The 25,656-nt window shown below is 70.5% G+C and carries 21 protein-coding genes; 15 read left to right on the forward strand and 6 right to left on the reverse strand.

Going from position 1 to position 25,656, the window contains the following annotated elements:
- Positions 1 to 1,129 precede the first annotated feature (1,129 nt).
- On the reverse strand, positions 1,130 to 1,273 hold the full coding sequence (locus JQS43_RS25020; protein WP_239676813.1) for a transposase family protein: 144 nt from the start codon (positions 1,271 to 1,273) through the stop codon (positions 1,130 to 1,132).
- A 356-nt stretch (positions 1,274 to 1,629) separates the two neighbouring features.
- On the opposite strand from JQS43_RS25020, the gene JQS43_RS25025 reads away from it, so the two are divergent.
- Positions 1,630 to 2,193: an AfsR/SARP family transcriptional regulator gene (locus JQS43_RS25025; RefSeq protein WP_239676814.1), complete on the forward strand. Its 564-nt coding sequence runs from the start codon at positions 1,630 to 1,632 to the stop codon at positions 2,191 to 2,193.
- Between the two features lie 203 nt (positions 2,194 to 2,396).
- Here JQS43_RS25025 and JQS43_RS25030 read toward each other — a convergent pair whose 3' ends face one another.
- Positions 2,397 to 3,770, reverse strand: coding sequence for a 3-oxoacyl-ACP reductase (locus JQS43_RS25030; protein ID WP_239676815.1), 1,374 nt, complete (start codon positions 3,768 to 3,770; stop codon positions 2,397 to 2,399).
- A 159-nt stretch (positions 3,771 to 3,929) separates the two neighbouring features.
- On the opposite strand from JQS43_RS25030, the gene JQS43_RS25035 reads away from it, so the two are divergent.
- From JQS43_RS25035 to purL, 7 genes are all read left to right on the forward strand, one after another.
- A complete protein-coding gene (locus JQS43_RS25035; RefSeq protein WP_239676816.1) occupies positions 3,930 to 5,579 on the forward strand; it encodes a hypothetical protein in 1,650 nt (549 codons plus the stop codon).
- Between the two features lie 4 nt (positions 5,580 to 5,583).
- Complete coding sequence (gene purB / locus JQS43_RS25040) at positions 5,584 to 7,002, forward strand: adenylosuccinate lyase (RefSeq protein WP_239676817.1); 1,419 nt, start codon at positions 5,584 to 5,586, stop codon at positions 7,000 to 7,002.
- A 120-nt stretch (positions 7,003 to 7,122) separates the two neighbouring features.
- On the forward strand, positions 7,123 to 8,976 hold the full coding sequence (locus JQS43_RS25045) for a hypothetical protein (RefSeq protein ID WP_239676818.1): 1,854 nt from the start codon (positions 7,123 to 7,125) through the stop codon (positions 8,974 to 8,976).
- A gap of 9 nt (positions 8,977 to 8,985) precedes the next feature.
- Positions 8,986 to 9,615, forward strand: a complete 630-nt coding sequence (locus tag JQS43_RS25050; RefSeq protein ID WP_239676819.1) for a TMEM165/GDT1 family protein — start codon at positions 8,986 to 8,988, stop codon at positions 9,613 to 9,615.
- A gap of 108 nt (positions 9,616 to 9,723) precedes the next feature.
- Positions 9,724 to 9,984 carry a phosphoribosylformylglycinamidine synthase subunit PurS gene (gene purS / locus JQS43_RS25055; protein ID WP_239676820.1) on the forward strand — a complete coding sequence of 87 codons (261 nt, stop codon included), beginning with the start codon at positions 9,724 to 9,726 and terminating at the stop codon, positions 9,982 to 9,984.
- Positions 9,981 to 10,673, forward strand: coding sequence for a phosphoribosylformylglycinamidine synthase subunit PurQ (purQ, locus tag JQS43_RS25060; protein ID WP_239676821.1), 693 nt, complete (start codon positions 9,981 to 9,983; stop codon positions 10,671 to 10,673). Before purS ends, purQ begins: the two co-directional genes overlap by 4 nt.
- The gene (gene purL / locus JQS43_RS25065) at positions 10,670 to 13,228 is read left to right on the forward strand and encodes a phosphoribosylformylglycinamidine synthase subunit PurL (RefSeq protein WP_239676822.1); all 2,559 of its coding nucleotides are present in this window, start codon (positions 10,670 to 10,672) and stop codon (positions 13,226 to 13,228) included. The genes purQ and purL overlap by 4 nt, the downstream gene beginning before the upstream one ends.
- 988 nt (positions 13,229 to 14,216) lie before the next feature.
- Here purL and JQS43_RS25070 read toward each other — a convergent pair.
- Positions 14,217 to 16,625 (reverse strand): carboxypeptidase regulatory-like domain-containing protein, encoded by a 2,409-nt coding sequence (locus JQS43_RS25070; protein WP_239676823.1) that lies wholly within the window; start codon positions 16,623 to 16,625, stop codon positions 14,217 to 14,219.
- A gap of 148 nt (positions 16,626 to 16,773) precedes the next feature.
- On the opposite strand from JQS43_RS25070, the gene JQS43_RS25075 reads away from it, so the two are divergent.
- The 5 genes from JQS43_RS25075 to JQS43_RS25095 all read left to right on the forward strand — a co-directional run bounded on the left by JQS43_RS25075 (position 16,774) and on the right by JQS43_RS25095 (position 21,238).
- Positions 16,774 to 17,178, forward strand: coding sequence for a sterol carrier family protein (locus JQS43_RS25075; protein ID WP_239676824.1), 405 nt, complete (start codon positions 16,774 to 16,776; stop codon positions 17,176 to 17,178).
- Positions 17,179 to 17,251: 73 nt separating this feature from the next.
- A complete protein-coding gene (gene purF, locus JQS43_RS25080; protein WP_239676825.1) occupies positions 17,252 to 18,784 on the forward strand; it encodes an amidophosphoribosyltransferase in 1,533 nt (510 codons plus the stop codon).
- Positions 18,781 to 19,917, forward strand: coding sequence for a phosphoribosylformylglycinamidine cyclo-ligase (purM, locus tag JQS43_RS25085; protein ID WP_420847624.1), 1,137 nt, complete (start codon positions 18,781 to 18,783; stop codon positions 19,915 to 19,917). Before purF ends, purM begins: the two co-directional genes overlap by 4 nt.
- A 57-nt stretch (positions 19,918 to 19,974) precedes the next feature.
- Positions 19,975 to 21,069, forward strand: coding sequence for a cyclophane-forming radical SAM peptide maturase AmcB (gene amcB / locus JQS43_RS25090; RefSeq protein ID WP_239679571.1), 1,095 nt, complete (start codon positions 19,975 to 19,977; stop codon positions 21,067 to 21,069).
- Positions 21,050 to 21,238 carry a hypothetical protein gene (locus JQS43_RS25095; protein WP_239676827.1) on the forward strand — a complete coding sequence of 63 codons (189 nt, stop codon included), beginning with the start codon at positions 21,050 to 21,052 and terminating at the stop codon, positions 21,236 to 21,238. The genes amcB and JQS43_RS25095 overlap by 20 nt, the downstream gene beginning before the upstream one ends.
- Before the next feature lie 23 nt (positions 21,239 to 21,261).
- Here the strand turns inward: JQS43_RS25095 and JQS43_RS25100 are convergent, their stop codons facing one another.
- Both JQS43_RS25100 and JQS43_RS25105 read right to left on the reverse strand, forming a co-directional pair.
- A complete protein-coding gene (locus JQS43_RS25100; protein WP_239679572.1) occupies positions 21,262 to 21,507 on the reverse strand; it encodes a DUF3073 domain-containing protein in 246 nt (81 codons plus the stop codon).
- 140 nt (positions 21,508 to 21,647) lie between these two features.
- Entirely contained in the window at positions 21,648 to 22,733 is a 1,086-nt protein-coding gene (locus tag JQS43_RS25105) for a Glu/Leu/Phe/Val family dehydrogenase (RefSeq protein WP_239676828.1), read from the reverse strand.
- Positions 22,734 to 22,897: 164 nt separating this feature from the next.
- Between JQS43_RS25105 and JQS43_RS25110 the strand changes: the two genes are divergently transcribed.
- Both JQS43_RS25110 and JQS43_RS25115 read left to right on the forward strand, forming a co-directional pair.
- Positions 22,898 to 23,719 carry a DUF8083 family protein gene (locus tag JQS43_RS25110; RefSeq protein ID WP_239676829.1) on the forward strand — a complete coding sequence of 274 codons (822 nt, stop codon included), beginning with the start codon at positions 22,898 to 22,900 and terminating at the stop codon, positions 23,717 to 23,719.
- A gap of 222 nt (positions 23,720 to 23,941) precedes the next feature.
- Positions 23,942 to 24,154: a BldC family transcriptional regulator gene (locus JQS43_RS25115; RefSeq protein ID WP_239676830.1), complete on the forward strand. Its 213-nt coding sequence runs from the start codon at positions 23,942 to 23,944 to the stop codon at positions 24,152 to 24,154.
- A gap of 109 nt (positions 24,155 to 24,263) precedes the next feature.
- On the opposite strand, the gene JQS43_RS25120 is transcribed toward JQS43_RS25115, so the two are convergent.
- Positions 24,264 to 25,604: an ABC transporter substrate-binding protein gene (locus tag JQS43_RS25120; RefSeq protein WP_239676831.1), complete on the reverse strand. Its 1,341-nt coding sequence runs from the start codon at positions 25,602 to 25,604 to the stop codon at positions 24,264 to 24,266.
- Positions 25,605 to 25,656: the final 52 nt, after the last annotated feature.

A 25,656-nucleotide genomic window follows, 5' to 3' on the forward strand; every position in this document is an offset into this window, starting at 1 on the left:
TCTGGCTCGGCATCGCCCTCCTCTCCGGGAGGCTGATGGGACGACATTTGGCCTGGGCAGCGCCGACCGCTCTATGCCTCGTATTCAGCTTAATGATCTATGATTCGGCGGGCACAGTCCGGGCTTGGGCGTGGCCGGCGCACGGAGCTGATTCGTTCTCATCTTGGATACTTACCTTCGCCGTACTCGTTGTGGGCGTGTGGGCCTGCCTCCTCCCGGCGCAGTCGATACCACGATGGCTGCGGGTGCTTCCGGCGAGAGTGTTGCGGAGGCCGTTGCGCGGGTGACCGCGGTGGTTGCGGTCAGTCGCCAGTAGGAACACACCGGCCGCAGTACGCACCCTGCGCACTTGGTCAACTGTATCCTCACCGGTGGATGACGCTCGTCTGGTGGCGCGGGCGATGTTGGGCTCGCCGTTGCTGCGGTGGAAGCTGATGGCGGTGTTGCGTAGCACCGCAGCCACGGCGGGCCGTTGCCGGTACGTGCCTGGTGAGCATCCTCGCCGAAGGTCACGTCTCTCACCCAATGAAGGCGGTTTTCGATGTGCAAGGCGCGGCGGGACCAGTCGGCAAGGCCAGCTGGCTGGGCGTCTGCGGCGGGCAGGCTGACCACCAGGTAGGCCGTCTGGCGAGTCGGCTTGCCGCCGAGGGGGCGTGTACGGGTAATCCGCACCGCCTGGGCCGCGTGCGGGAACTGCAACCCATCCGGCGTGGCCACGGTGACCGCCTTGACGGTGCGGGTCTCGCGGCGGCCGTGAGCGCGGCTGCGGCTGCGGTGCCCGACCGGCACCTGCGCCCAAGGCAGCGTACGTAGTTGCTCCAGCAGTGGGCCGGTTGGCCTTCACCGTGACCATCAGATACCCACCGTGGGCGGCCACCGTGTGGGCGTGGCCCACCTGGGCGTGCAGCGCGCCGGCAACGATGATCGTGCCGGCAATCGACCCCAGCCGGGCCTGCACCTAATCCAGCAACGGAGCGAACGCCGGATTCTCGTTCGACTTCGCCTCGGCGGTGCCCGAGTTCTGCGACCTGGTTCGGTAGGCCGAGTCGGCAGGCGGCGGCGTAGCCAGCCGGTCAGCGCCGCCTGCAACACTGTCGCGTCCACCCGGACCAGGAAGCGCCACACCGTACTACCGGCCGGTATCCGTCCCCAGCAACCCCAACCGGCGCCTGGCCGGTGGATCCAGATCAGCAGCCCAGTCCGCGATCGCGGCGAACGAGGACGCTCCGGCCAGCACCGCACAGACTGCTACCGCCAGCAGGTGCGGTCCCACAGCTCCATAATAGACTCTCGTGACTACGCGGACCTAGTTGAACAGTTACCGCGGGTTGCGCGGTATAGACCACTTCGCGTAACCTACACAGGAGAGTTCGGGCACAGGAGGATGGTGCAGCTGTGGGGAGGCTTTACTTCCAAATATTGGGGGAAACACGCATCTCAAACGCTGATGGCCGAGTATACTCGATCAACTCCGTCATGGTCAGAACAATGTTAGCAGCACTGCTCCTGGAGGGCTCCGGCAAGGTAGTCTCAACCGGACGCTTGGCCGACTTAATGTGGAATGAGAGACCGCCATCAGCGGCGAGTAACCTGCGGACCTACAAGAGCAGGCTACAACACATTCTGAGGGTGACCACGCAATCAAACAGAATCCTGACAGGTCAACGAGGAATCGGCGGCTACAGCATAGTCGCAGATAGTCAGGAAGTCGACCTCCTCTCATTTCGTTCACTGCGGGCGGAGGCAAAAAAAAAGCTCCTAGCAGGGAGAAACGAAGAAGCTGCCGTAGAGCTGAAGAAGGCGATTGCAATATGGCGAGGGCCTTTCGGAGAAGATCTCGCCAATACCGGCCGCCTAACGGCGATTGCACGTGGTGTTAACAACGAGCGAACGTTGGCTGTGGAACAGCTCGGAAGGGTGGCTATTACGATTCGCAACGTAGGTGAGGCAATACAGTTATTAGACAGACACGTGAATGACTCTCCCACCAGAGAAAGTGGTTGGGTACTACTGGCTTGCGCTCATTACATGAATGGCAATCCCGCCATAGCGCAGAGCACTGTACGTCGCGCGTGCCAAGCCTTGTCAGAAGAAGTGGGACTATTGCCAAGCGCCGACCTTCGGGCTGCAGAAAACGCAGCTGTCCGCCACGATGACCGTTGGTTCCAGCGCCATCTGGGTTCAATGAGGTGATCTCAGTAACCCGATATGCCCTCGAAATGCCCACCTTTCCTCACTGTCCTGACTGGATCAGCGCTTATCGGATGAATCAAACTGGATAGATGGTATAGACGTCGATCACTGCCGGGATCAGGATTGACAAGATTGGAGATAGAGCCCTCGATCCCGGTTAAAGGTACGACTCTCGAACTCACACAAGGATCGGCTGATTGAACTCAGGCGCCGATGATGGACTGACCGCAGACCCGGACCACCTGGCCGGTGACCCCGGCCGACCCCGGCGAGGCCAGCCAGGCGATCGCCTCCGCGACGTCGCCGGGGCGGCCCGCCTGCGAGAGGCTGTTCATCCGGCGGCCGAACTCGCGCGGCACCTTCGGCAGCTGGGCGGTCAGCGGGGTGTCGATGAACCCCGGCACGACAGCGTTCGCCGTCACCTCCCGCGGCTGGAGCGCCGGCGCCCACGCCCGCGCCAGACCGATCAACCCCGCCTTCGCCGCGGCGTAATGGGTCTGGCCAGCCTTGCCCGCGAGGCCCGCGAGCGACGAGACCATCACGATCCGTCCCTGCTCCGGGACCAGCCCGTCGTCGAGCAGCCCCTCGGTTATCCGTACCACCGCGGCCAGGTCGAGTTCGAGGACCGCCTGCCAGTCGGTACCGCTCAACGTCGCAAGCTGGCGGTCGCGGGTGATGCCGGCGTTGTGGACGACGATGTCGACCTGCCCGTACTGGCCCGCGAGATGCTCGTTGATCCGTTGCGCCGCCGCCGGATCGGCCAGGTCGAGCTGCAGCGCGGTGCCGCCAACCCGGTTCGCGACCGCCGCCAGGCTGTCGCCGTGACCGGGCTGGTCGGCGCAGACCAGTTCGGCGCCGTCGCGGGCCAGCACCTCCGCGGTGGCGGCGCCGATCCCGCCGGCCGCGCCGGTCACCAGCGCCACCTTGCCCGCCAGCGGCCGGTGCCAGTCGGCCGGTGTGGTGACTTGCGCGGGCTGCAGGTGCAGCACCTGTCCAGAGAGGTACGCCGACCGGGACGAGAGTAGGAACCGGAGGGTGCCGGCGAGGTTCTCCTCGGCCCCCGGCGTCACCTGCACCAGGTGGGCGGTGCTGCCGCGGCCCAGCTCCTTGGCGAGGCTGCGGGTGAAGCCGGTCAGCGCCTCCTGTGCGGCGGCCGCACCGATCCCATCGGCGGCGGCGGGCGGCAGCCCGAGGACCAGCACCCGCCCGTTCGGGTAGAGGCTGGACAGGTGAGTCCGGAAGAAGTCGTGCAAGCCCCGCAACGACTCGACATCGGTCACCCCGGTCGCGTCGAAGATCAGCGCCGCGTGCAGCCGGGGCCGGTCCGGCCGGCCGCCGTTGGCCTGCGCCGGGACCGGCGCCGCTGGCGCCACCCGCTCCACCCCGGCAGCGCTGAGCACCTGCGAGATCATGCTGGTGACCCGGCCCCCGGTCGCGGTGCTGATCAGCGCGGGCCCGCTCAGCAGTGGGTCACCAGGGGTGTAGCGGTGTAGCCGTGGCGGCTCGGGGAGCCCGAACCGACGGACCAGCGCCCGGCCGGGTCCAGAATGCGCGAAACTTGCGTACCTGTCGCCCATCGGTCCACCGTACGTGTGAGTAGGCCTCCGGTGTGCCGCGGTAGGTGATCTCGTCGACCCGGTCGGGTGAACGGCGACGTGGCGCGGCCGGTCTAGGATCAGGTCGGCCGTTCACCCCCCGCGACGCGCGATCGCGGCGCGAATCACCCCGGAGTCGCCGTGACCGAAGCGCCCGTCGCCGACCAGACGCCGCAGACCTCCCTCGACCAGTGGCGCCCCGCCCGACTGCTCGGGTTGGTGCTGCTGGCGCCGTCGCTGATCATGTTGGTCGTGGGCTACGTGCTGCCCAGCGTCGCGACGCTGCGCGAAGGGCTCGGCCAACCCGGCGCCTTCGATCGGCTGCGCTCGGTGGACTACTTCGCGACCTACGGGTTCGCCGGCTCGGTCCTGGTGTGGCCGGTCGTAACGGTCACCGGGGTGGCGTTGGTGGTGGCGTACTTCGCGAACCGGGCGGGCTGGTTCGCCCGGTGGCTGGTGCGGCTCACGCTGGTGCTGCCGATGGTGGCGCTGGCCCCGACCGCGTTCGCGCTGGGGTGGCGGCTGGACCGGGTCGACCCGGACGCCGGCACCGCGGAGGCGTTGGTCCGCTCGGCGGTCGGCTTCACCATGTTCGGGCTGCTGGTGGGTGTCGGGGTGACGCTCTACCTGGCCACGTTGCGGCACCGGGCACAGACCCGCCCCGGGGCGGCCACCGTGGTCGTGGCGCTGCTCGCCGGCCTCACCACGGTGGCGGTCGGGCTGCAGCTCTACTCGTACCCGACCGTGCTGGGCAGCGACCCGGAGTCGGCCGCGACGCCGCTGGTCACCGTGGTCGAACTCGGCTTCCGGCAGGGTGACCTCGCCGCTGGCGCGGCCGCGGCGGCGGTGCTACTCGCCGCGCTGGCGGTGCTCGGGCTGGTGACGGTGCTGCTCGCGATCGTCACCGGGTTGCGGATCCAGATCTCGCCGGTACGCCGGGAGGACGTCCCCGAGCCCGGGGCGCGCCGCCGGCCCGCCGCGGCCGGCACCTTCCACGGCACCAAGGCCGCCGCGCGGCATCCGGAGGCGGTGCTCGGCGCGATCCTCAGCCTGGCCGTCGTGCTGGCGGTCACGCTGTACGGACTGTGGCCATGGCTGAGCCGGCTGCTCCAATTCCGGAGCGCCGACCAGACCGGGCAGCTGCTCCTCAACACTTGGCTGCCGCCACTGATCGGGGCGGTGATCGGGATGGTGGTGGCGGCGCTGGCCGGCTTCGCGATCGGCGCGCTGCGCCCGCTGGGCCGGTTCAGCCCGGCGCTGCTGCTGCTCTTCGCACCGTGGCTCTTCGTCGGCAACGGGGTGCTCAGCATCGCCGAATATCAGCGACTGAGCGACGCTGGCGGCGCCGACGGTTTCTGGTCGCTGGTGCCGCCCGGCTGGGTGGTGGTGCCGGCGGTGGTCGTGTTCACCCTGCTCTTCCGCGGTCAGGAACCCCGCTGGCGGGAGCTGCGGCAGGCCGGGACCGGGCTCGGGGCGGCGACCGTCCGGGCGCTGATCGGGCCGGCGATGCCAATGTTCTGGCTGGTGGGCGCGGTTACCTGGCTGGTGCAGGCGCAGAGCCTGATCTGGAATCAGGTGACCGCGGCGCCGGACCAACAGTCGGGCCCGCTGGCCGCGTTGCGACACCAGCAGGAGCTGGCCGCCGCGCAGGCCGAGCCCGCGATCGGGCTGGTGCTGCCGTTCGTGGTGATCCTCGCCTTCGCGGGCGGGTTGGCGCTGCTCCAACTCACCTATCTGGACCGGTTGACCATCCGGGTCGGCCGGGCCGAGCCGGCGCCGCCCGTACCATGAGCGGGTGATCCCCAATGTGCTGGCGCAGCGGTACGCCTCCCCGGAATTGACAACCATCTGGTCCCCGGAGGAGAAGGTGCGCATCGAGCGCCGGCTGTGGCTGGCGGTGCTCCGCGCCCAGCAGGACCTCGGCGTCGAGCTGCCGCCCGGCGTGATCGAGGCGTACGAGCAGGTGCTCGACCAGGTCGACCTGGACTCGATCACCCAGCGGGAACGGGTGACCCGGCACGATGTCAAGGCCCGGATCGAGGAGTTCAGCGCCCTCGCCGGCCACGAACACATCCACAAGGGCATGACCTCCCGGGATCTGACCGAGAACGTCGAGCAGCTGCAGGTCCGGGCCTCGCTGGAGCTGATCCGCGACCGGAGCGTCGCCGCCCTGGCCCGGCTGGCCCGGCTCGCCGTCGCCCACCAGGACACGGTGCTGGTGGGTCGGTCCCACAACGTGCCCGCCCAGGCCACCACCCTGGGCAAGCGGTTCGCCACGGTGGCGCAGGAGCTGCTGCTCGGCTACGAGCGGGTCAGCGACCTGCTCCGGCGGTACCCGCTGCGTGGTCTCAAGGGGCCGGTGGGGACCGCCGCCGACCAGCTCGACCTGCTCGACGGGGACGCCGACCGGCTCGCTGGGCTGGAACGCCGGGTGGCCCGCCATCTCGGGTTCGATCGGGTGCTCGACTCGGTCGGCCAAGTCTATCCGCGCTCGCTCGACCTGGACGTGGTCTCGTCGTTGAGCCAGCTGGCCGCCGCCCCCTCGTCGTTCGCCACCACGCTACGGCTGATGGTGGGGCACGAGCTGGCCACCGAAGGGTTCCGGCCGGGGCAGGTCGGCTCGTCGGCGATGCCGCACAAGATGAACACCCGGTCGAGTGAACGGATCAACGGGTTCGCGGTGCTGCTGCGCGGCTACCTCTCGATGGCTGGGGAACTCGCTGGCGACCAGTGGAACGAGGGCGATGTCTCGTGTTCCGTGGTCCGCCGGGTGGCGCTGCCCGACGCGTTCTTCGCCGCCGACGGCCTGTTCCAGACCTTCTTGACAGTGCTCGACGAGTTCGGCGCCTACCCCGCGGTGATCGCCCGGGAGCTCGACCGGTACCTGCCGTTCCTCGCCACCACCCGGATTCTGGTCGCCGCGGTCCAGCGGGGGGTGGGGCGTGAGGTCGCCCACGAGGCGATCAAGGAACATGCGGTGGCGGTGGCGCTCGCGATGCGGGAACAGGGCGCCCGGGAGAACGATCTCCTCGGCCGGCTCGCCGAAGATCCCCGGTTGGGGCTTTCCCGGGCCGACATCGACGCGCTGGTCGCCGACGAGTCGGCCTTCACCGGGGCGGCGTCGGCGCAGGTCGATGCCGTGGCCGCCGAGGTGGCGCCGGTGGTCGCCGCGCACCCGGACGCGGCCGGGTACGCCCCGGTGCCGATTCTCTGACGCCCGCTCGCCGGGCCGCGTGGCTGACCCGCTGCCGGGCGCCGCGGCTGCTGCCCCGCGGGTATGGCGACGGCCGGTTACCATCAGCTCACCTGTTCCTGTCCAGGAAGGACCGTGCTGATGCTGCCCACCCCGCCGCAACCGCCGCAGCACCCAGCACCGCAGCACCCTCCACAGCAACACACTCCGCACCAGTACCCGGCGCAGCCGTACCCCCCGCAGCAGCCACCTCCTAACCGGGCGCCCGGTCCGGGAGTCGATCCGGCCCGGGCCAGGCCGATGCGGGCCAACCCGCTCGGCCTGCTCCTGCTGCTGCCGGCGGCGGTGGCGCTGCTCGTCGGCTACGGGTGGCCCACCTTGCGGACGGTGTGGCTCAGCTTCGACCAGCGGCAGCGCTTCGTCCCCGAGGACGGCGACCGCACCCTGGCCAACTACGAGCGGGCGTTCAACATCCTGTTCGACGGGTCGGTGGTCGACTCGTTCGTCGGCCGCGGCGCGCAGGGCTACCTGCTGGCGCTCTCGTTGGCGTTGATACCGCTCGCGCTGCTGGTGGTAATCGCCCCGTTGCTGGCGTGGGCGATCAACGGGGCTCCCACCCCACTCCGGCGGGGTGTCCGGCTGGCATTGACGCTGCCGCTGGTGATGGTCGCGCCGTCAGCGCTGGTGGTCGGCTGGGTTCGGGATCGACTCGACCTGACCGAGAGCACCGGCGCCGGTTCGGCGCTCCGCTCGGCGGTGTGGTTGACCTTGTTCGGCGCGTTGCTGGCGGTGGGGACCATGCTGTTCCTGGCCGCCATGCGGGAGCCGCGGACCGGTCCCCAGGCCGGCGGTGGGGCGGGCTGGCTGCCGAACCGGCGGGTGCTGGGCGGCATGGGCGCGGTGGCGGCAGTGATTGTCCTGGCCGCGTTCGCGATCGCGTTGCAGTCCTTCACCTACCCGGCATACCTGCCGGGTAGGCCCACGGCGGGCATACCGCCGCTGGTGGAGATCTACCAGCAGGGTCTGGCGCGGGGGGACTTCGGCCTCGCCGCCGCGCTATCGGTGCTGTTGCTGGTGCCGGTGATGGTGCTCGGCATCGCCGCAACGCTAGTGATCATCTTTACTCGGATGCGGATCGAGGTCATGAGCGCCGGCGACCGCTCGGTGGTCGCGGTCGCCGCGCCGGACCCGGCCGCAAGCGCCGCCGCCAGCGCCCCGGCCGGCGCGACCGACGGGCAGCGCCGCCTGGTCAAAGGGGTGATCGCCGGGGCCGGGGGGTTGCTGGTGCTCGGAGTGTGGCTTTACCAAATCTGGCCCTGGTTGTCGCGGCTGGGCGGGCTCGGGCCGGGCGACCGGAACGCCGCCGCCTCGATCGTCCTCCACACCTGGGCGCCGCCGCTGATCTCCACCCTGATCGGGGTCGGGCTGGCCGCACTCGCCGGTTACGGCATCGGCGCGATGCGGCCGATGGGCCGCTGGAGCGAGCTGCTCCTGCTGCCGTTCGCGCCGTGGCTGTTCGTCGGGGTCGGCCCGCTGGCGATCGCGAAGTACGACAGCGCCGCGTTCGGGCCCTTCCCGCGGCTGGACACGTTCCTGGTCTACATCCCGCCGATCTGGTTGACCATTCCGGCGCTGTTCGTCTTCACGCTGTTGTTCCGGGGGCTCACCGGGCAGCGGGCCGCCGCCGCAGCCGCCGGGCCTGATCCGGGCGCCGGTCTCCAGCTCGTCCGGGCGCTGCCGATGGTCGCGCTCGTGGCCGGCGCCACCTGGTTGCTGCAGTCGCAGAGCCTGCTGTGGGGGCTGCTGGTCTCCCGGGAGGAGTTCACCGGCCCGGTCTGGGCGCTGCGGATGATCGGGTTCGGCACCGGGCAGGAAGATGCGGGATTTGGCCTGGTGTTCCCGATTCCGATGCTGTTGCTGTTCCTCGTCGGCGCCGGTGTGCTCCAGCTCATGTACCTCGATCGGGTCGCCATCCGGGTCGGGCGCGGCAGCTAACCTGATCGCGTGGATTGGCTCCTGTCGGCCGGCATGGCCTTCGCCGCGATCGCGCCGGTGGAGCTACCGGATAAGACTTTTGTGGCGACCCTGGTGCTCAGCACCCGGTTTCGGCCGCTGGCGGTCTGGCTCGGGGTGGTCTCCGCGTTCGCGCTCCACTGCCTGATCGCGGTCGCCGCCGGCAGCGTCGTCGGGCTGCTGCCCACCAGCCCGGTGCGGCTGGTCGCCGCCGGCCTCTTCCTGGTCGGCGCGGTGATCATGGTGCGGGGGGCGCGGCAGGCCGACGCCGAGGAGCGGGAGCAACACCAGCACTACCAGGAGAAGCTCAGCGAGCGGGCCGGGCCGCGGGGCGGCTGGGCCGCGTACAGCGCCAGTTTCGTGCTGCTCTTCACCGCCGAGTGGGGCGACCTGTCGCAGCTGTTCACGATGGGGCTGGTCGCTGGCGGCGAGCCGGCGACCGCGGTCTTCCTCGGCGCCTGGGGGGCGTTGGCGGCGGTCTCCGGGGCGGCGGTGCTCGCCGGCAGCTGGATTGTCCGGAAGGTGCGGCTATCGCTGGTGCGGTACATCGCCGGGGCGGTCTGCCTGGTCCTGGCGACCGTGTTGACCGTCTCAGCGATCATGGAGGCATCGTGGAGTTAGCCCGTCGGACGGACGCGGTATCCTGGGCCTGGCCTAACCTGAGCACATCCTGGTCACCGCGGTAGCCGGGGCCGGGCCGTCCAGACCCCATGACGTCAGGAGTAGCTGGTGACGCGCGTCGTTGTCGACGTCATGCTCAAACCCGAGATTCTCGATCCGCAAGGTCAGGCGGTCGCCGATGCGCTGCCGCGACTCGGCGTCACCGGCGTCCGGTCGGTGCGGATCGGGCGCCGGATCGAGCTCGAATTCGAGAGCACACCGGAGCGGCAGCAGCTCGACGAGCTCGCCGACCAACTGCTCGCCAACCCGGTGATCGAAGATTATGCGATCAGCCTGCCGGAGCAGGCGATTCCGGAGGAGGCCGCGTGAGGATCGGGGTGGTGACCTTCCCCGGCTCGCTGGACGAGGTCGACGCCGCCCGCGCGGTGGCGCTCGCCGGCGCCGAGCCGGTCTCGCTGTGGCACGGCGACCAGGACCTGCGCGACGTCGCGGCGGTGGTCCTGCCAGGCGGCTTCTCGTACGGAGATTACTTGCGGTGTGGGGCGATCGCCCGGTTCGCCCCGGTGATGACCGCGGTGCGCCAGGCTGCCCACGACGGCCTGCCGGTGCTCGGCATCTGCAACGGCTTTCAGATCCTCTGCGAGGCGGGGCTGCTGCCGGGGGCGCTGACCCGCAACCGACACCTGCGGTTCCGGCACCGCGACCAGTGGCTGCGGATCGAGACCGCCGGGACCGCATGGACCGACAGCTACGAGGCGGGCCAGGAGATCGTGATTCCACTCAAGAGCGGCGAAGGGTGTTACGTCGCCGACCCGGACACGCTGGCCGAGCTAGCCGCCTCCGGTCGGATCGTCGCCCGCTACCTGGGCGAGAACCCGAACGGCTCACTCGACGACATCGCCGCGGTCTGCAACGAGACCGGCAACGTGGTCGGGATCATGCCGCACCCGGAGCACGCGGTGGAGATGCTGACCGGCCCGTCCACCGATGGGCTGGGATTCTTCACCTCGGTGCTCAAGCATCTCACCGGGGCCGAGACCACGGGGGTTCCCGCGTGACCACGGCATCGCCCACCTTCGTCGACACTGTCGAGCAGGCCGCCGCCTCCCCAGATGATCTCCAGCCCTACGAGGAGCTGGGCCTACGCAGCGAAGAGTACGAGTCGATCCGGGCGGTCCTCGGCCGGCGGCCGACCGAGTCGGAACTCGCGATGTATTCGATCATGTGGAGCGAGCACTGCTCCTACAAGTCGAGCAAGCTGCACCTGCGCCAGTTCCGGGACCGGGCGCCCGAGTCCGACCGGCTACTCGCCGGGATGGGCGAGAACGCCGGGGTGGTCCGGGTCACCGACGAGCTAGCCGTGACCTTCAAGGTGGAGTCGCACAACCACCCCTCGTTCGTCGAGCCGTACCAGGGCGCCGCCACCGGCGTCGGCGGCATCGTCCGGGACATCCTGGCGATGGGCGCCCGACCGCTGGCGGTGATGGACCCGCTGCGGTTCGGCGCCGCCGAGCATCCCGACACCGGCCGGGTCCTGCCCGGGGTGGTCGCCGGGATCGCCGGCTACGGCAACTGTCTGGGCCTGCCCAACATCGGCGGCGAGGTCGTCTTCGACCCGTCCTACCAGGGCAACCCACTGGTGAACGTGCTCTGCCTGGGGGTGCTGCCCACCGACCGGCTGCAGCGCAAAGAGGCCACCGGTACGGGCAACGTGGTGGTCCTGATGGGGGCCGCCACCGGCCGCGACGGCATCGGCGGTGTGTCGGTGCTCGCCTCGGCGAACTTCGACGACGCCAGCCAGCAGCGACGCCCCAGCGTGCAGGTGGGCGACCCGTTCATGGAGAAGCTGCTGATCGAGTCCTGCCTGGAGCTGTACGAGGCCGGCCTGGTCGTCGGCGTGCAGGATCTGGGCGGGGCCGGGTTGACGTGTGCACTGTCGGAGACCGCGGCCGCCGCCGGCACCGGCATGGACGTCGAGCTGGACCGGGTGCCGCTGCGAGACTCGTCGATGCTGCCGCACGAGGTGCTGGCCAGCGAGTCACAGGAGCGGATGCTGCTGATCGTCGAGCCGGAGCAGCTGGCGACGGTGCTGGCGACCGCGGAGAAGTGGGGGGTCACCGCCACCGCGATCGGCGAGGTGACCGACTCCGGAGTGCTCCGGGTGAGTTGGCGCGGCGAGACCGTGGTGGAGCTGCCACCGGGCAGCCTCGCCGACGACGGCCCGGAGTACGCCCGACCCGTGCGCGAACCGGCCGACCTGGTGCTGCTGCAGGCCGATCGGGCCGAGACCCTGGCCCGACCACAGACCCCGGAGGAGCTGCGGGAGGCGGTGCTGCAACTCGTGGCCTCGCCCAACCTGTGCGACAAGACCTGGGTCACCGAGCAGTACGACAAGAACGTACGCGGCAACACCGTGGCCGCCACCCCGGAGGACGCCGGGGTGCTCCGGCTCGAGGGCGACGGCCAGCTGGGCGTGGCGATCTCGGTCGACGGCAACGGCCGGTACGCCCGCCTCGACCCGTACGCGGGTGCCCAGCTGGCGCTCGCCGAGGCGTACCGGAACGTGGCGGTGACCGGGGCAGAGCCGGTGGCGGTGACGAACTGCCTCAACTTCGGCTCCCCCGAGGACCCGAATGTGATGTGGCAGTTCGCCGAGGCGGTCCGCGGGCTCGCCGACGGCTGCGCCACCCTCGGCATCCCGGTCACCGGCGGCAACGTCAGCTTCTACAACTCGACCGGCGCCGCCGCGATCCACCCCACTCCGGTGGTCGGTGTGCTCGGGCTGCTGCCTGACGTCACCACCCGGGTGCCGATGGGCTTCAGCAACCCGGGCGACGTGGTGATCCTGCTCGGTGAGGTCCGCGAGGAGCTCTCCGGCTCGGAGTGGGCGTGGCTCACCCACCGGCACCTGGGCGGGTCCCCACCGGCGGTGGATCTGGCCGCCGAGCAGCGGTTGGCGGGGCTGGTCTCGACCGCCAACGGGCGGGGGCTGCTCCGCTCGGCCCACGACCTGGCCGATGGCGGTCTAGCGCAGGCGCTGATCGAATGCTGCCTTCGCGGCGATCTCGGGGCCACGGTGCAGCTGCCCGCCGACGCGGCCGGTGGCGCCTTCGGCTACCTGTTCAGCGAATCCACCGCCCGGGCACTGGTCAGCGTGCCGCTCGGGGTGGAGCGGGCCTTCCTCGCCCTCTGTGAGGAGCTTGAGGTTCCGTGGACGGCGCTGGGGGTGGTCGGCAACCCGGGCGCCTCGCTGGAGGTGACCGGCGAGTTCGACATCCCGCTGTCGGAGCTCCGGGCGGCCTGGTCGGGCACGCTGCCGGCCTGGTTCGACCGGCCGGGCTCGGTCGCCGAACTGGTCGCCGGGGAGCCCCCGGCACCGACCGCGACCATCCCACCCGCCGCCGCCGAAGCGCAGGTCGCCACCGAACTTCGGGGCACCGAGCTGCCGGACGACGGCGCGGCCGAGCATGCCGTCGAGTATGCAGGCGGGGACGCGGCCGTAACCCCGGCCGTGGACGCGGCCGTGGACGCGGAGCCGCTTTCCGCGCAACCGGACCTGGCGGGTTCGGCGGCCGGCTCCGATCCCACAACCCCTCACGAACCGACCAACTAGCCTGACTGCCCCCTCGTTCCCGCCGAACGAGGGGGCATCCTCCCCTTAGGGCGTCCTCCCCTTAGCGCAAGCGTTTGCTTTGCTTACGCATACGCCGTCGGCCGGGCTGTCGAGCTGCAAGATCGGTTCTGGGCGGCTCGTCTCGCTCAGCTTGGTGGGTTGAATGGCGCCTGGTTTGCCAGTATGAGCATGGTTTGTCGCCGTAGTGGATCACCACTCAACCGACCAAGCGGCCGACCGGCGGCACGCAGGCGGCCACGAGGTCCGCTGAGGTGCCTGCCCCGGCCGCCGGCCAACTCGACGGTGGCGGATCACTCCGATACGCCGCCCATCGTTGATCAACTACCCGGCAGCTGTACGACCCGCCGCGTGTCGTACAGCTGCCGGGCCTTTGATCTTCAGCTCGACGCCGACGCCGTGACCCGGCCGCGAGACCGCGAGATCGCGAGACGATGCAGCCGACCGTTTCCGACCTCCGGCGAGACGTCCCCACGCCGGCCGGTCCCGCGAATGGGCTTGTCAACAGCCCCTTGCGCGCCGTCGATCGCTGAGACGAAAGAGGGCTACGATGGTCGTTACTTTGGCCGCCCGAGCAGCACGAAACGGGCATAGCTGAACATAAGTTAGGCTGCGAGTTCAAGATCGCTAGAACTCTGCAGGTTTCACGTGCCCTCTTTCATCCACCTACGGGCGGTCCCGCCACGGCCATGTGTTTCTTGGTCGGTTGAGTGGTGATCCACTACGGCGACAAACCAGGTTCAAACTGGCAAATCAGGCGCCACTCAACCCACCAAGAAGACCTGCCCGCTGACGCTCGCGTATGCATAAGCAAAGCAAAGGCTGCCGCAAGCACCACCTGAGCTGCGGCGATGCCTCACGATCGATCGGGCTGCCGACTCGACGTGCCTTGGCGGGCGAGGGCCTGGCGGGGGGTCTTGGGTACGGAGCAGGTGGTTACTCCGCCGCTGCGCAAGGTGCCAGCCGGCGGTCAGCCCTGGGGCCGGTCGAACCAGTCGTCGCTACGGCGCCGGTCAGCCGGCGGCGCCGAGCGCCGCGGCGGCCCACCGGGCTGATTCGGGTCCTGGTAGCCGCCCTCGTCGCCATACCCGCCGCCGCGATAGCCCTGGTCATACCCGCCGCCGTACTGGTCGTGGCCCTCGGCGCCGCCGGGCTGACCGGGACCGGCCGGATAGCCGCCCGTCGCGTAGCTGCCGCCCGAGTAACCACCAGCCTGATAACCGCCGGAATCGTAGCCGCCAGAGTCATAACCGCCAGAGTCATAACCGGCCGCACCGTAGCCGCCGCCCGACTGCTCGTAGCTCGGCTGGCCGTAATTACCCGACTGCTCGTAGCCGGCGCGCTGGTCGTAACCGCCGGACTGGTCGTAACCGCCGGACTGGCCATACCCGCCCGACTGGTCGTAACCGCCCGACTGGCCATACCCGCCCGACTGGTCGTAACCGCCGGACTGGCCATACCCGCCCGACTGGTCGTAACCGCCGGACTGGTCGTAACCGCCGGACTGGCCATACCCGCCCGACTGGTCGTAGCCACCGAAGTGGCCGGTCGGCTCGTCATACCCGCCCCGCTGCGGCTCCTGTTCATAGCCGCCGCCCCGCTGCGGCTGCTGCGCATAGCCGCCGGTGTCGTAGCGAGTGCCGGCGTCGTACCCGCCGCGCTGGTCGTAGCCACCATGCTGATCCGCACCATGACCCTGGTCGTAGCCGCGCCGGCCGCCGCGCTCCTCCGGCTGGCCACCGCCCCGGCGGCCGTACTGGGTCGGCTCGTCATACCCGCCGCGTGGTGGGGCCTGCTCGTAACCGCCGGTGTCGTAGCGGGTGCCGCCGTCGTCGTAGCCGTTCGCCGGCCGACCCTGGCCACGTTGGGTGTACGGGTCGGGTCCGTAGCCCGCACCCGACTCGGGGCGCCCGGGCGGCCCCGACCGCGGGCCCCCAGCTGGGCCACCGGAGCCGGGTCGACCCACCATGGTCGGGTCCCCGTATCCGGTGCCGCTGCTCTGCGCGGCACCGCCGTAGACCTCGGTGGACTGGCCGGCGCCGTAGGTGGGGGCGGCGGATCGTGGCGGAGGAGGGGTGCCCGGGACCGGCGGTCGGGGCCCGGCCGGGTCGCCGCCGGGCGGCCCGCCAGCGGGGGGTCCGCCAGCGTCGGTGGCGCGCGGGATCATGGCCGTCGCGTCGGCCGCTCCCGCCCGCGGCTGCAACGCGGTCGCGTCGGCGGCACCAGCCCGCGGGATCAGGCTGGTCTCGGCGTTCGCCATCGCCGCGGTCGGCCCGATCGCCGTGGCCGGTCCGGCGCTGCGAACCTGGGTCGGGGTCGGGTGGTAGACCCCCCGGCTGCCCGGCGTCGGCCCCGGACCATCCGGCCCGGAGGTCGGGTCGTCGGCATGACCGAAGCCCTCGTCACCCTCGTCGCCCTCCTCTTCGGCGGCCTCCTTGCGCCGCCGGTAGATCAGCAGCGCGATGGCGCCCACGCCCAGGAGTACGAGCAAGATGCCGAGAAAGATCATCAGTCGGGTGAAGAAGCTCAACCCGGAGGAGGTGGGTTCTTCCACTGCCGCCGCCGCTGGCGTGGTGCTCGCTTCCGGGCTGGGGCTCGGGCTGGCGCTCGGGGAAGGGCTCGGGGTGGCGGTGTCGCGCAGGGTCAACTGCACGTCCCGCAGCGACTCCCCAGCACCGACCGAGAAGGTGCCGGACTCGCCCTCGAACCCCTCCTTGCGGGGGCGCAGCCCGATCGACCCGGGGGCGATGTTGCCGTCGGCGAACCGGAACTCACCGTTGTCGTTGGTGGTGGTGCTCAGATCGACACCCTGGCCGTCAACGAGCAGCACCTCGGCGTTCGAGATCCGCTCGCCGGTACTGATGTCGGTGACGAAACCGGAGACCTCGGCCACCGACGGCGGCGCGTCCGGCCCCTGCAGCCGGACGCTGAACTGTTGCCGACCGCCGTTGCTCACCGTGACCTCGGCGTTCCCGCTGCGGCTCTCGCCGGACTGCAGGTTGCTGTTGCCGTGGACGGCGATCTGCACCTGGCCGCTGAAGGACTGGCCCGGCGGGATGTCGAGCTGGCAGTCCATCCGGCTGCCATTGCCGCTGATGTCGCAGCCGCCCGGGGCGCTGGTGATATGGACGCCGAGGTCGGTCAGCGGCAGGGTCATCGTCAGGGTGGCGCCTTGGGCGGGGCCGTCGCCGCGGTTCTCGACCTGGACCTGCACGGTCTGCTGGCCGCCACCGACCTGCAGGTCGATGCCGCCGATGCCGCCGATGTTGAGGTTCGGCTCACCCTCTTGGGCGTGGGCCGGGCCGACCGGGGCGGCGAGCAGGGCAGTACCGATCACCGCCACGACCGCGACCCGGAGCGCACTACGCAGCCCCGTCACGTCAACAACCTCCGATGCCAACCACCCGACGATGGGAATGCCGGACCCGAACGTACGGATCTCGTCGGAAACTATGCCTTGCCGATGCCCGCTCGCGCGACCCTGGTCCGGGTGGACGGGGGCTCGTGACCCGGCGTATCGTCCCGGCATGTCCGGAGGGCCAGGAAAATCCGCCGCAATATTGACCGTTACCGGTGAGTTGGCGGCTGGCCGTACACCCGATGCCAGTGACCTCGCCGCCGCGGTGCGGACCCTGTTGCGGGCACTGAGCGCGGCAGCGCCGGGACGTTCCGTGGAGGTCCGGGTGCCGCCGTTCGGCGCGGTGCAGTGCGTCGACGGGCCCCGGCACACCCGCGGCACACCCCCCAACCTGGTCGAGGCCGACCCGGTGACCTGGGTAGAGGTCGCCACCGGCCAAGTGTCCTGGGCGACGGCGGTGGCTACTGGCCGGGTTCAGCTCTCCGGCGGCCGGGCCGACCTGTCCGCGTACCTGCCGCTGTGGGCCCCCGGTGACGCCGAATCCGGACGCGATGTTGGTCACTCTCGGCGCTGAGCGCGGCTATGTGGCTTACCGGAAACCTCGCGTAGACTTGGCCGCGCCAGCGAACGAGTCTGAGGAGTGGCAGGTGCCCGACCTCCAGTTGTCGGAGGCCCGCGACGAGTGCGGCGTCTTCGGCGTCTGGGCACCCGGTGAAGAGGTGGCGAAGCTCACCTACTTCGGGTTGTACGCGCTGCAGCACCGCGGCCAGGAGGCCGCCGGGATCGCAGTGAGCGACGGCTCCGGAGTGGTGGTCTACAAAGACCTCGGACTGGTAGCCCAGGTCTTTGATGAACCCACCCTGGCTAGCCTGCGCGGCCACCTCGCGATCGGGCACTGCCGATACTCCACCACCGGCGGCTCGACCTGGGAGAATGCCCAGCCCACGCTGCAGGCCACCCCCACCGGCAGCACCATCGCGCTGGGGCACAACGGCAACCTGGTCAACACCGCCGAGTTGGCGCAGCGGGTCGAGGCCGGCGGTGACCGGACCGGACCCCACCAGCCCTGCACCTCCTCCGACACCGCGTTGGTGACCAGCCTGCTCGCCGGGTTCCCGGACCTCTCGGTGGAGGAGGCGGCGCTGCGGGTGCTGCCGACGCTGCGGGGTGCGTTCAGCTTCGTCTTCATGGACGAGACCACCCTCTACGCCGCCCGGGATCCGCACGGGGTGCGCCCGCTGGTGCTGGGCCGGCTGGAGCGGGGCTGGGTGGTGGCGAGCGAGACCGCTGCGCTCGACATCGTCGGCGCCTCGGTGGTGCGGGAGATCGAACCGGGTGAGCTGCTCGCGATCGACGAGCACGGCCTGCGGTCGGCCCGGTTCGCCAACCCGACCCCGACCGGCTGCATCTTCGAGTATGTCTACCTCGCCCGCCCCGACAGCACCCTGGCTGGGCGTAACGTCTACGCCACCCGGGTGGAGATCGGCCGCCGGCTGGCCGGCGAGCAGCCCGCCGAGGCGGATCTGGTGATCGGGGTCCCCGAGTCGGGCATTCCGGCGGCGATCGGCTATGCCGAGGCGTCCGGCATCCCGTACGGTGCCGGCCTGATGAAGAATTCCTATGTCGGGCGTACCTTCATCGAGCCCTCGCAGACCATCCGGCAGCTCGGCATCCGGCTGAAGCTCAACCCGCTACGGGAGAACGTCCGGGGCAAGCGGCTAGTGGTGGTGGACGACACCATCGTGCGCGGCAACACGCAGCGGGCGATCGTGCGGATGCTCCGCGAGGCGGGCGCCATCGAGGTGCATGTACGCATCTCGGCGCCGCCGGTGAGCTGGCCCTGTTTCTACGGTATCGACTTCGCCACCCGGGCCGAGCTGATCGCCAACGGCATGGACGTCGCCGGCATCCGCCGTTCCATCGGCGCCGACACGCTCGGTTACGTGTCGCTCGACGGGCTGGTGGCGGCGACCGAACAGCCGAGGACGCGGTTGTGCCGGGCGTGCTTCGATGGGGAGTATCCGATCGAGCTGCCCGCCCAGCACCTGATCGGCAAGCACGTCCTCGAAGGAATCACCGCTACCGGCCGCGCCGGCGACGACCAGCCGTCTGAGCCGCCCGCACCGGCCTCCCCGCCGGCGCCGGAGCGCCTGGCCACACCGATGAGGGGTGAAGCGTGACGCACGTGAGCGAGGGCCCGCGGCAGCACACCGGCCACCAGCCCTGGAGTGCCGGCCGCAACGGTAAGCAGGCCCGAGGCCGGACCGCGACCTACGCCGAGGCCGGGGTCTCGATCCAGGCCGGGGACGAGGCGGTGGAGCGGCTGAAGCCACATCTGCAGCGCACCATCCGGCCCGAGGTGCTCGGGTCGGTCGGCGGCTTCGCCGGCCTGTTCAAACTCGACGTGGCGAAGTACCGCAGCCCGGTGCTCGCCTCCTCCACCGACGGGGTGGGGACCAAGCTGTTGATCGCCCAGTCGATGGACGTGCACGACACGGTCGGGCTGGACCTGGTCGCGATGGTCGTCGACGACCTGGTCGCATGCGGGGCCGAGCCGCTGTTCCTGCTGGACTACGTCGCCTGCGGTGAGGTGCGGCCGGACCGGGTGGCCGACATCGGCGCCGGGGTGGCGCTCGGCTGCCAGCTGGCCGGCTGCGCGCTGATCGGCGGCGAGACCGCCGAGCATCCCGGGGTGATGGCCCCGCACGAGTATGATCTCGCGGCGACCGGGGTCGGCGTGGTCGAGGAGGACGCCATCCTCGGCCGGGAGCGGGTCGAGGTAGGCGACACGGTGATCGCCATGGGCTCCTCTGGCCTGCACTCCAACGGCTATTCGCTGGTGCGGCATGTGCTGCTCGGGGCCGGCCGGTTGCGGTTGGACTCGGTGGTGGAAGACCTGGGCGAGCAGCGGACCGTCGGCGAGGAACTGCTCACGCCGACCCGGATCTACGCGAAGGATTGTCTCGGGCTGCAGGCGGAGAGCGAGCTGCGCGCGCTCGCCCACGTCACCGGCGGCGGGATCCCCGGCAACCTGGTTCGGGTGCTGCCCAACCACGTGGACGCGGTGGTCGACCGCTCCACCTGGTGCCCGCAGCCGATCTTCAATCTGGTGCAGCGGCGCGGCCGGATCGACGACCTGGAGATGGAGTCGACCTTCAACATGGGGGTCGGGATGTTCGCGATCGTCGCGGCCGGCGAGACCGACCGGGCGCTGGCGTTCCTGCGTGGGCGCCGAGTCGACGCGTGGGTGGCCGGCGAGATCATCGAAGGGAGCGGCAACGTCCAGCTAGTGGGGTCGTACGCGGGCGGCTGAGCGTCCCGCGCTGCGCTGCGAAGGAGGGCGTACCTCTTGGTCGACGGCTGGACCGGGATGCGCGGTGTGGTGGAGATCCCTTCCTACCTCCTACTTCAGCCGACGACTCTGTGCAATCTGGACTGTGCCTACTGCTATCTGCCGCACCGGGCGGTCGATCGGCGGATGTCGGTGCCGGTCGCGGCGGCGGTGGCCGAGACTGTCAACGACTGGGCCACCCGGGTGGACCGTTTCTCGGTGGTGTGGCACGGCGGTGAGCCGTTAGCCGCCGGCCGGGAGCATCTGGCGTCGCTGATGGCGCCGTTCACCGGGGTTGAGCACCACATCCAGACCAACGGCACCTTGATCGACGACGAGTGGTGCGGCTTCTTTCGCGACCACCGGATCGAGGTGGGGCTGAGCCTCGACGGGCCGGCCACCCGGACCGCGCTCCGGGTAGATCGGGCCGGCCGGCCGGCGTACGAGCGGATCATGCGGGGGGTGGCGGCGCTCCGCGCCCACGACATCAGGTTCGCGGTGATCTGTGTGGTGTCGGAGCCGACCCCGGAGCTCGCCCGCGAACTCTACGACTTCTTCGGCCAGCTGGGCTGCTACTGGCTCGGGGTCAACATCGAGGAGCGGGAGGGTGTGAACCGCCGGGACAACCACCGCACCGACGCCGCGGTGCGCGGGTTCTGGTCCGCGCTCACCGCGGCGTGGGTGGCCGACCCGCGGTTCGAACTGCGCGAGGTCGAGTGGTCGCTGCACTATCTGGCGGCCGCGGTGCGGGGGGAGGCGGACTCGGTGCTGCCTCGCCGTCGGGACCCGGTCCCCACGGTCGCCTACGACGGCCGGGTGGTGCTCTTCTCGCCGGAGCTGGCCGGGTTCGACGCCGCCGGCGGCCACCGCGACTTCGCGCTCGGCAATGTGCGGCAGACCCCGTTGGCGGAGATTGTGGCCGCGGCGAACCGGCCGACCGGGTGGGTGGCGGAGTACCTCACCGGCGTGGAGCGGTGCCGGCGCGGCTGCGCCTACTTCGGGTTCTGCGGTGGCGCCCACGCCTCCAACCGATACTTCGAGCTGGGGCGTTTCGATGTCACCGAGACCGAACACTGCCGGAACACCAAGATCAGACTACTGGAGGGAGTGCTCGATGCCGCCCGAGACACCTGACGAGCTGGAGCAACGAGTGCGCGACGCCGAGCCGGGGCTGCGGCCGCTGCTCGAGCAGGCGGCGGCGGTGCAACGCCGACGCGCCGCCGCCGCCCGGGAGCGCGGCGCTCCGCGCTGGACGGATGTGTTCACCACCCAGTTCACCGAGTTCAGCAACCGGCCCCGCTGACCGGGGCTGGGAGCGCGGCTCGGTTAGCGGCGAGAAGAACGGCGAGCGTGGTCTGGCTCGTCGTCCTCATCCACCTCGTTGAGGTAGGGAGCGTACGGGTCCGGCTCCTCGTGGTGCACGGTGCCGTTACCCGTGCCCACGCTGCCCGTGCCCGCGGTGCCGTTGCCCGACAGCTCCCGCTGTAGCGCTTCGAGGTCGGTTTCCGGGGAATGGTACTTAAGCTCCCGGGCCACCTTCGTCTGCTTGGCCTTCGCTCGGCCGCGCCCCATGGCGACCCCCTCGCACAGAATTCGGGGCAGCCCGAAGGCGGGCCCCGATGTCTTCAGCATCTCTCGTGGGTCTTACGTTACATCGCAACCGCGGCAATCGACACCTCGGCCCCCGCGTACTGTGGCTAACCCCGCAGCATTTACGGCCTCGGCGCCATGATCGTCCGCAACCGGCCGACCTCGGCCATCCGCCGTTCGGCCATCCGGTCCGCCGCGGCCGCCGGCGGCACCCCCTCGGACTCCGCCTCGGCCAACAACTGCCGGGTGGTGTCGTAGATCTTGGTGGCCCGCAGTTTGGCCCGCTCGAAGTTGAACCCATCGATCTCATCCGCCACCTGCACCACGCCGCCGGAGTTGACCAGATAGTCCGGCACGTACAGGACCCCCCGATCAGCGAGCGCCTTGTCGATGCCGGGGTGGGCGAGCTGGTTGTTGGCCCCGCCGGCCACGATACTCGCCCGCAACACCGGCACCGTCTCGTCGTTGAGCGCCCCGCCGAGGGCGCACGGCGCGTAGATGTCCAGCTCCGAGGTGATCAACGCCTGGACGTCCTCGACCAGCGCCACCTCGGGGTGCTGCGCCCGCACCCACTGGCGCGCCCGTTCGCTCACGTCGGTACCGCTCACCACCGCGCCCTCGTCACGCAGATGGCCAAGCAGATGCTTGCCCACCTTACCCAGACCGGCGATGCCGACCCGCCGGCCGGCCAGCGACGGGTCGCCCCAGGCGTGCACTGCGGCGGCCCGCATCCCCTGGTAGACGCCCCAGGCGGTGAGCACGGAGGAGTCGCCGGCGCCGCCGTGCTGCTCGCTGCGGCCGGTCACCCACCGGGTCTCCCGGGCCACGATGTCCATGTCGGCGACGTAGGTCCCGACATCGCAGGCGGTGATGTAACGCCCGCCCAGGGATTCGATGAACCTGCCGTACGCGCGCAGCAGCGCCTCGCTCTTCAGTTGGTCCGGGTCGCCCCAGATGACCGCCTTGCCACCGCCGAGGTCCAGCCCGGCCAGCGCGTTCTTATACGCCATCGCCCGGGAGAGCTCCAGCACGTCGTGGACCGCCTCCGCCTCGCTGGCGTAGGGGTGGAAGCGGGTGCCGCCGAGCGCCGGCCCCAGCGCGGTGGAGTAGATGCCGATGATCGCCCGAAGCCCGCTCGGCTTGTCCTGACAGAAGACCACCTGCTCGTGGCTGGTGTCGACGCCGTCGTGGCCGGAGAAAACGCCCATGTCTCACTCCTGTGGGGGAACGTAACCGGCGCACCCTTGTGAGGTGACGCCGGCGGGGGCGGCGAGGTGTCGCCGCGGCACGCCCATCATCGGGTGCACCACCTCTGAGGGTAGACGGCAACCGAGGTCGGCGCCGGGCGCTAGCCCCGCCGTAGGATCGAGGCGTGTCCTCCCTGTCCGCCGCCTATCTGCGGGTCTACGAGCCATTGGCAGCCTTCGACCGTGAGCAGCAGCGCCGCTGGCGGCGATATGTCCGGGAAGGGCGGGCGGTAAGCCCGGGCGAAGGCCCGGAACGCCAGCGTACGGCGGTTATGGCGGCGCTCGGTTCGGGCTGGACCCGGCTGCCCGACCTCCCCGAGGAGGCGTATGTCCTGGAGCGGGAGGGCACCGTGTTGGTCTGCCCGTGGCATCTACGGGCCCGGGTGGCGGAGGCGGCGCTCAGCGCCCGCGACGGGGTGCCGGCGGTGATCGCTGACGCGTTCGTGCCACCCGCCTTCGCCGGGTTGGCCCAGGCGGTGCTCGACGACTGGCGCGCTGGCGAGGGCCGGCTGCATGAGCAGGTCGCGACCTGGGGGATCCCGCTGCGCTGGTTCGTCTTCGTGGACGAGAGCGAGCGGGAATTGATCATCGAGCCGGGGCAGCGCCGGCTGATCTACCACGCCCCGATGTCGAAGGCGCGCCGCCGCGCGCACCGGAGCCTGGCCATCCTCCGCAAGGCGGTGGGCGAGGACGCGCCGATCACCGAGGCGGTGGCGGAGGGCGCCCGCTGGCTGGAGGAGTTCCACCCGGGCTCGCTGGTGGAGCTCGACTACGGTGGGCTCGTGGACCTGCTACCCGACGAGGAGTTGGCTACCGATGACTCCCCCGGCCTGGTCGCGGCCGGGCTGGCGAGCCTGGCCAAGGGTGACGCGGACGCGGCGACCGAGGCGTACGAGAAACTGGTCGCGCGGTGGCGGGCGGTTCAACTATTGGAGCGGGCGAACTGACCGTACTGGCGGGACACTCACCCCATGTCCAGACAAGTCACCTTAAATCAGTCATTGGTCGTCCTTACATCCAGCTAGCTTCGGCCGTTCGGCCCATGTCGGACATCCGAGACTAGCCGGACGATGGAGACGCGTCGGCCGGAAGACCCCCCGGTCGATATGCGTCGAACGCGGCCTTCGCACCCCCGCGGAGGATCCGGCTAATGTGGAGGAACTTTACCGATGGCGTCGCGTACGCATGAACCCGAACCCTTGCTGACCCCGGCTGAGGTCGCATCGATGTTCCGCGTGGACCCGAAGACCGTGACCCGGTGGGCGAAGGCGGGCAAGCTCAGCGCAATCCGCACCTTGGGCGGCCACCGCCGATATCGCGAATCCGAAGTCCGCGCCCTGCTCCAGGGCCAGATCCCCCAGCAGCGCCCCCCGGGCGAATAACCCACACCCCCGAAGAGACCCCGAACCAAATTCGTCCCACGACCCACGTGGGTAGGGCGCCCCGGCTCCGGGAGGTAGCCGAGTCAGGGGCGCCCCGATCACTCCTCCGTCACTCCTCCGCCAGCAGGCCCTCGTCCACCATCGCCTGGATGATCTGTGCCGCCTCGCTGAAGCCGATCAGCACCACCGCGTCCGGCTCCGCCGCGGTCACGTCGTCGACCAACTCCGCCACCCCGGGCACCGGCCCGTCCTCCTGCTCCGGCGGCTGGTAGGTGAGCGCGGTCAGCTCGGCGTCGGTCACCCCGAGCCGGCGCAGCGACTCCTCCGCGTTCTGCGACAGTCCCCGCCCGTACGCGTCGTCGCGCGCGATGATCGCCACCCGCTGGTTGCCGTCTCGCAGGATGATGTCGGCGAGCGCCGCGCCCTGCAGCAGGTCCGAGGGCGCGGTCCGGAAGTAGTAACCGTCGCTCTCCACCCCGCTCAACTCGGCAGCGGTACTCGCCGGGGAGAACAAGATCCGGCCCGCGGCGACCGCGTCCGGCAGCACCGCCTGGGTGGCCCGGGACGCCGCCGCCCCGATGATCACGTGCACGCCGTCGTCGATGTGGGCGGCGAGCGACTCCCGCGCCACCTCGACGCTGCTGCCCTCATCGCCGTCGAACCACTCCACGTCGACCTCGAACACACCCCCGGCCTCGTTGATCTCGTCGACCGCCAGTTGGGCGGCCGCGATCAGCGGCGGGTACGCGAAGGCGAGGTCTCCGGTCTCCGGCAGCAGCCCGCCGATCCGCAGCGGCTCCCGGTCGAAGGCTGGTTCGGTGGGCCGGGGACCCGGCTCCGGCGGGTCCGCTTCGGTCACCGCGGCCGCGTCGCCGGCCCCCACGAACTCGGTCTTGTCCTGCTCGATGAAGCCCTGCCGGCCGAAGTGCAGGGTCGCATAGGTCGCCGCGGACGGCTCTCCCTGTTCGGTGAAGCCCCGCTCCCGCAGCGACACCCCGCGATAGGCGAGCTGCTCGCCGTCGCGGGCCAGCTCCAGGCACTGCGCCACCTCGGTACACGGGGTGCCGCCGGTGGTGACGGTGTTGATGTAGTCGCGCACCACCGCCGGGTCCGGGGTGCCCGCCAGCTCCGCCGCCAACGCGCTGATCACCACCGCGTCGTAGGTCTCCCCGCTGAAGAGGAACCCTTCCAGCGCCGGGTCCACCGCCAACAGCCGGTTGGTGAACTCCGCCGGCAACGGGTTCAGCGGGGCGGTGCCCTTCATACCGTTCAGCACGGTCCGGTCGACCAGACCGGAGCCGAAGGCGTCCTGCATCGTGCCGTCAGTGCCGTAGAGCCGGACCGACCCGGGCCCGTCCGGCCCGTCGTCGCTCGCCGACGAATCCACACATCCGGCCAGCAGCAGCGCGGCCGCCGCCACGACGGCCGGAACCAGGCGGGGCGTACGCATACCAGGGGCCCTCTCTCGCTTCGTGTCCCCGGCACAATATCCCGGGCGGCGC

The organism is Natronosporangium hydrolyticum, from assembly GCF_016925615.1.
Classification (GTDB): domain Bacteria; phylum Actinomycetota; class Actinomycetes; order Mycobacteriales; family Micromonosporaceae; genus Natronosporangium; species Natronosporangium hydrolyticum.

What these genes read in the sequence shown, in the direction of transcription:
- JQS43_RS25075 (WP_239676824.1), top strand. Translation starts at nt 16,774, where the DNA reads ATGTCCGGAGGGCCAGGAAAATCCGCCGCAATATTGACCGTTACCGGT.
- JQS43_RS25120 (WP_239676831.1), bottom strand. Translation starts at nt 25,604, where the DNA reads ATGCGTACGCCCCGCCTGGTTCCGGCCGTCGTGGCGGCGGCCGCGCTG.
- JQS43_RS25045 (WP_239676818.1), top strand. Translation starts at nt 7,123, where the DNA reads ATGCTGCCCACCCCGCCGCAACCGCCGCAGCACCCAGCACCGCAGCAC.
- JQS43_RS25095 (WP_239676827.1), top strand. Translation starts at nt 21,050, where the DNA reads ATGCCGCCCGAGACACCTGACGAGCTGGAGCAACGAGTGCGCGACGCC.
- JQS43_RS25115 (WP_239676830.1), top strand. Translation starts at nt 23,942, where the DNA reads ATGGCGTCGCGTACGCATGAACCCGAACCCTTGCTGACCCCGGCTGAG.
- JQS43_RS25030 (WP_239676815.1), bottom strand. Translation starts at nt 3,770, where the DNA reads ATGGGCGACAGGTACGCAAGTTTCGCGCATTCTGGACCCGGCCGGGCG.
- JQS43_RS25105 (WP_239676828.1), bottom strand. Translation starts at nt 22,733, where the DNA reads ATGGGCGTTTTCTCCGGCCACGACGGCGTCGACACCAGCCACGAGCAG.
- JQS43_RS25100 (WP_239679572.1), bottom strand. Translation starts at nt 21,507, where the DNA reads ATGGGGCGCGGCCGAGCGAAGGCCAAGCAGACGAAGGTGGCCCGGGAG.
- amcB (WP_239679571.1), top strand. Translation starts at nt 19,975, where the DNA reads ATGCGCGGTGTGGTGGAGATCCCTTCCTACCTCCTACTTCAGCCGACG.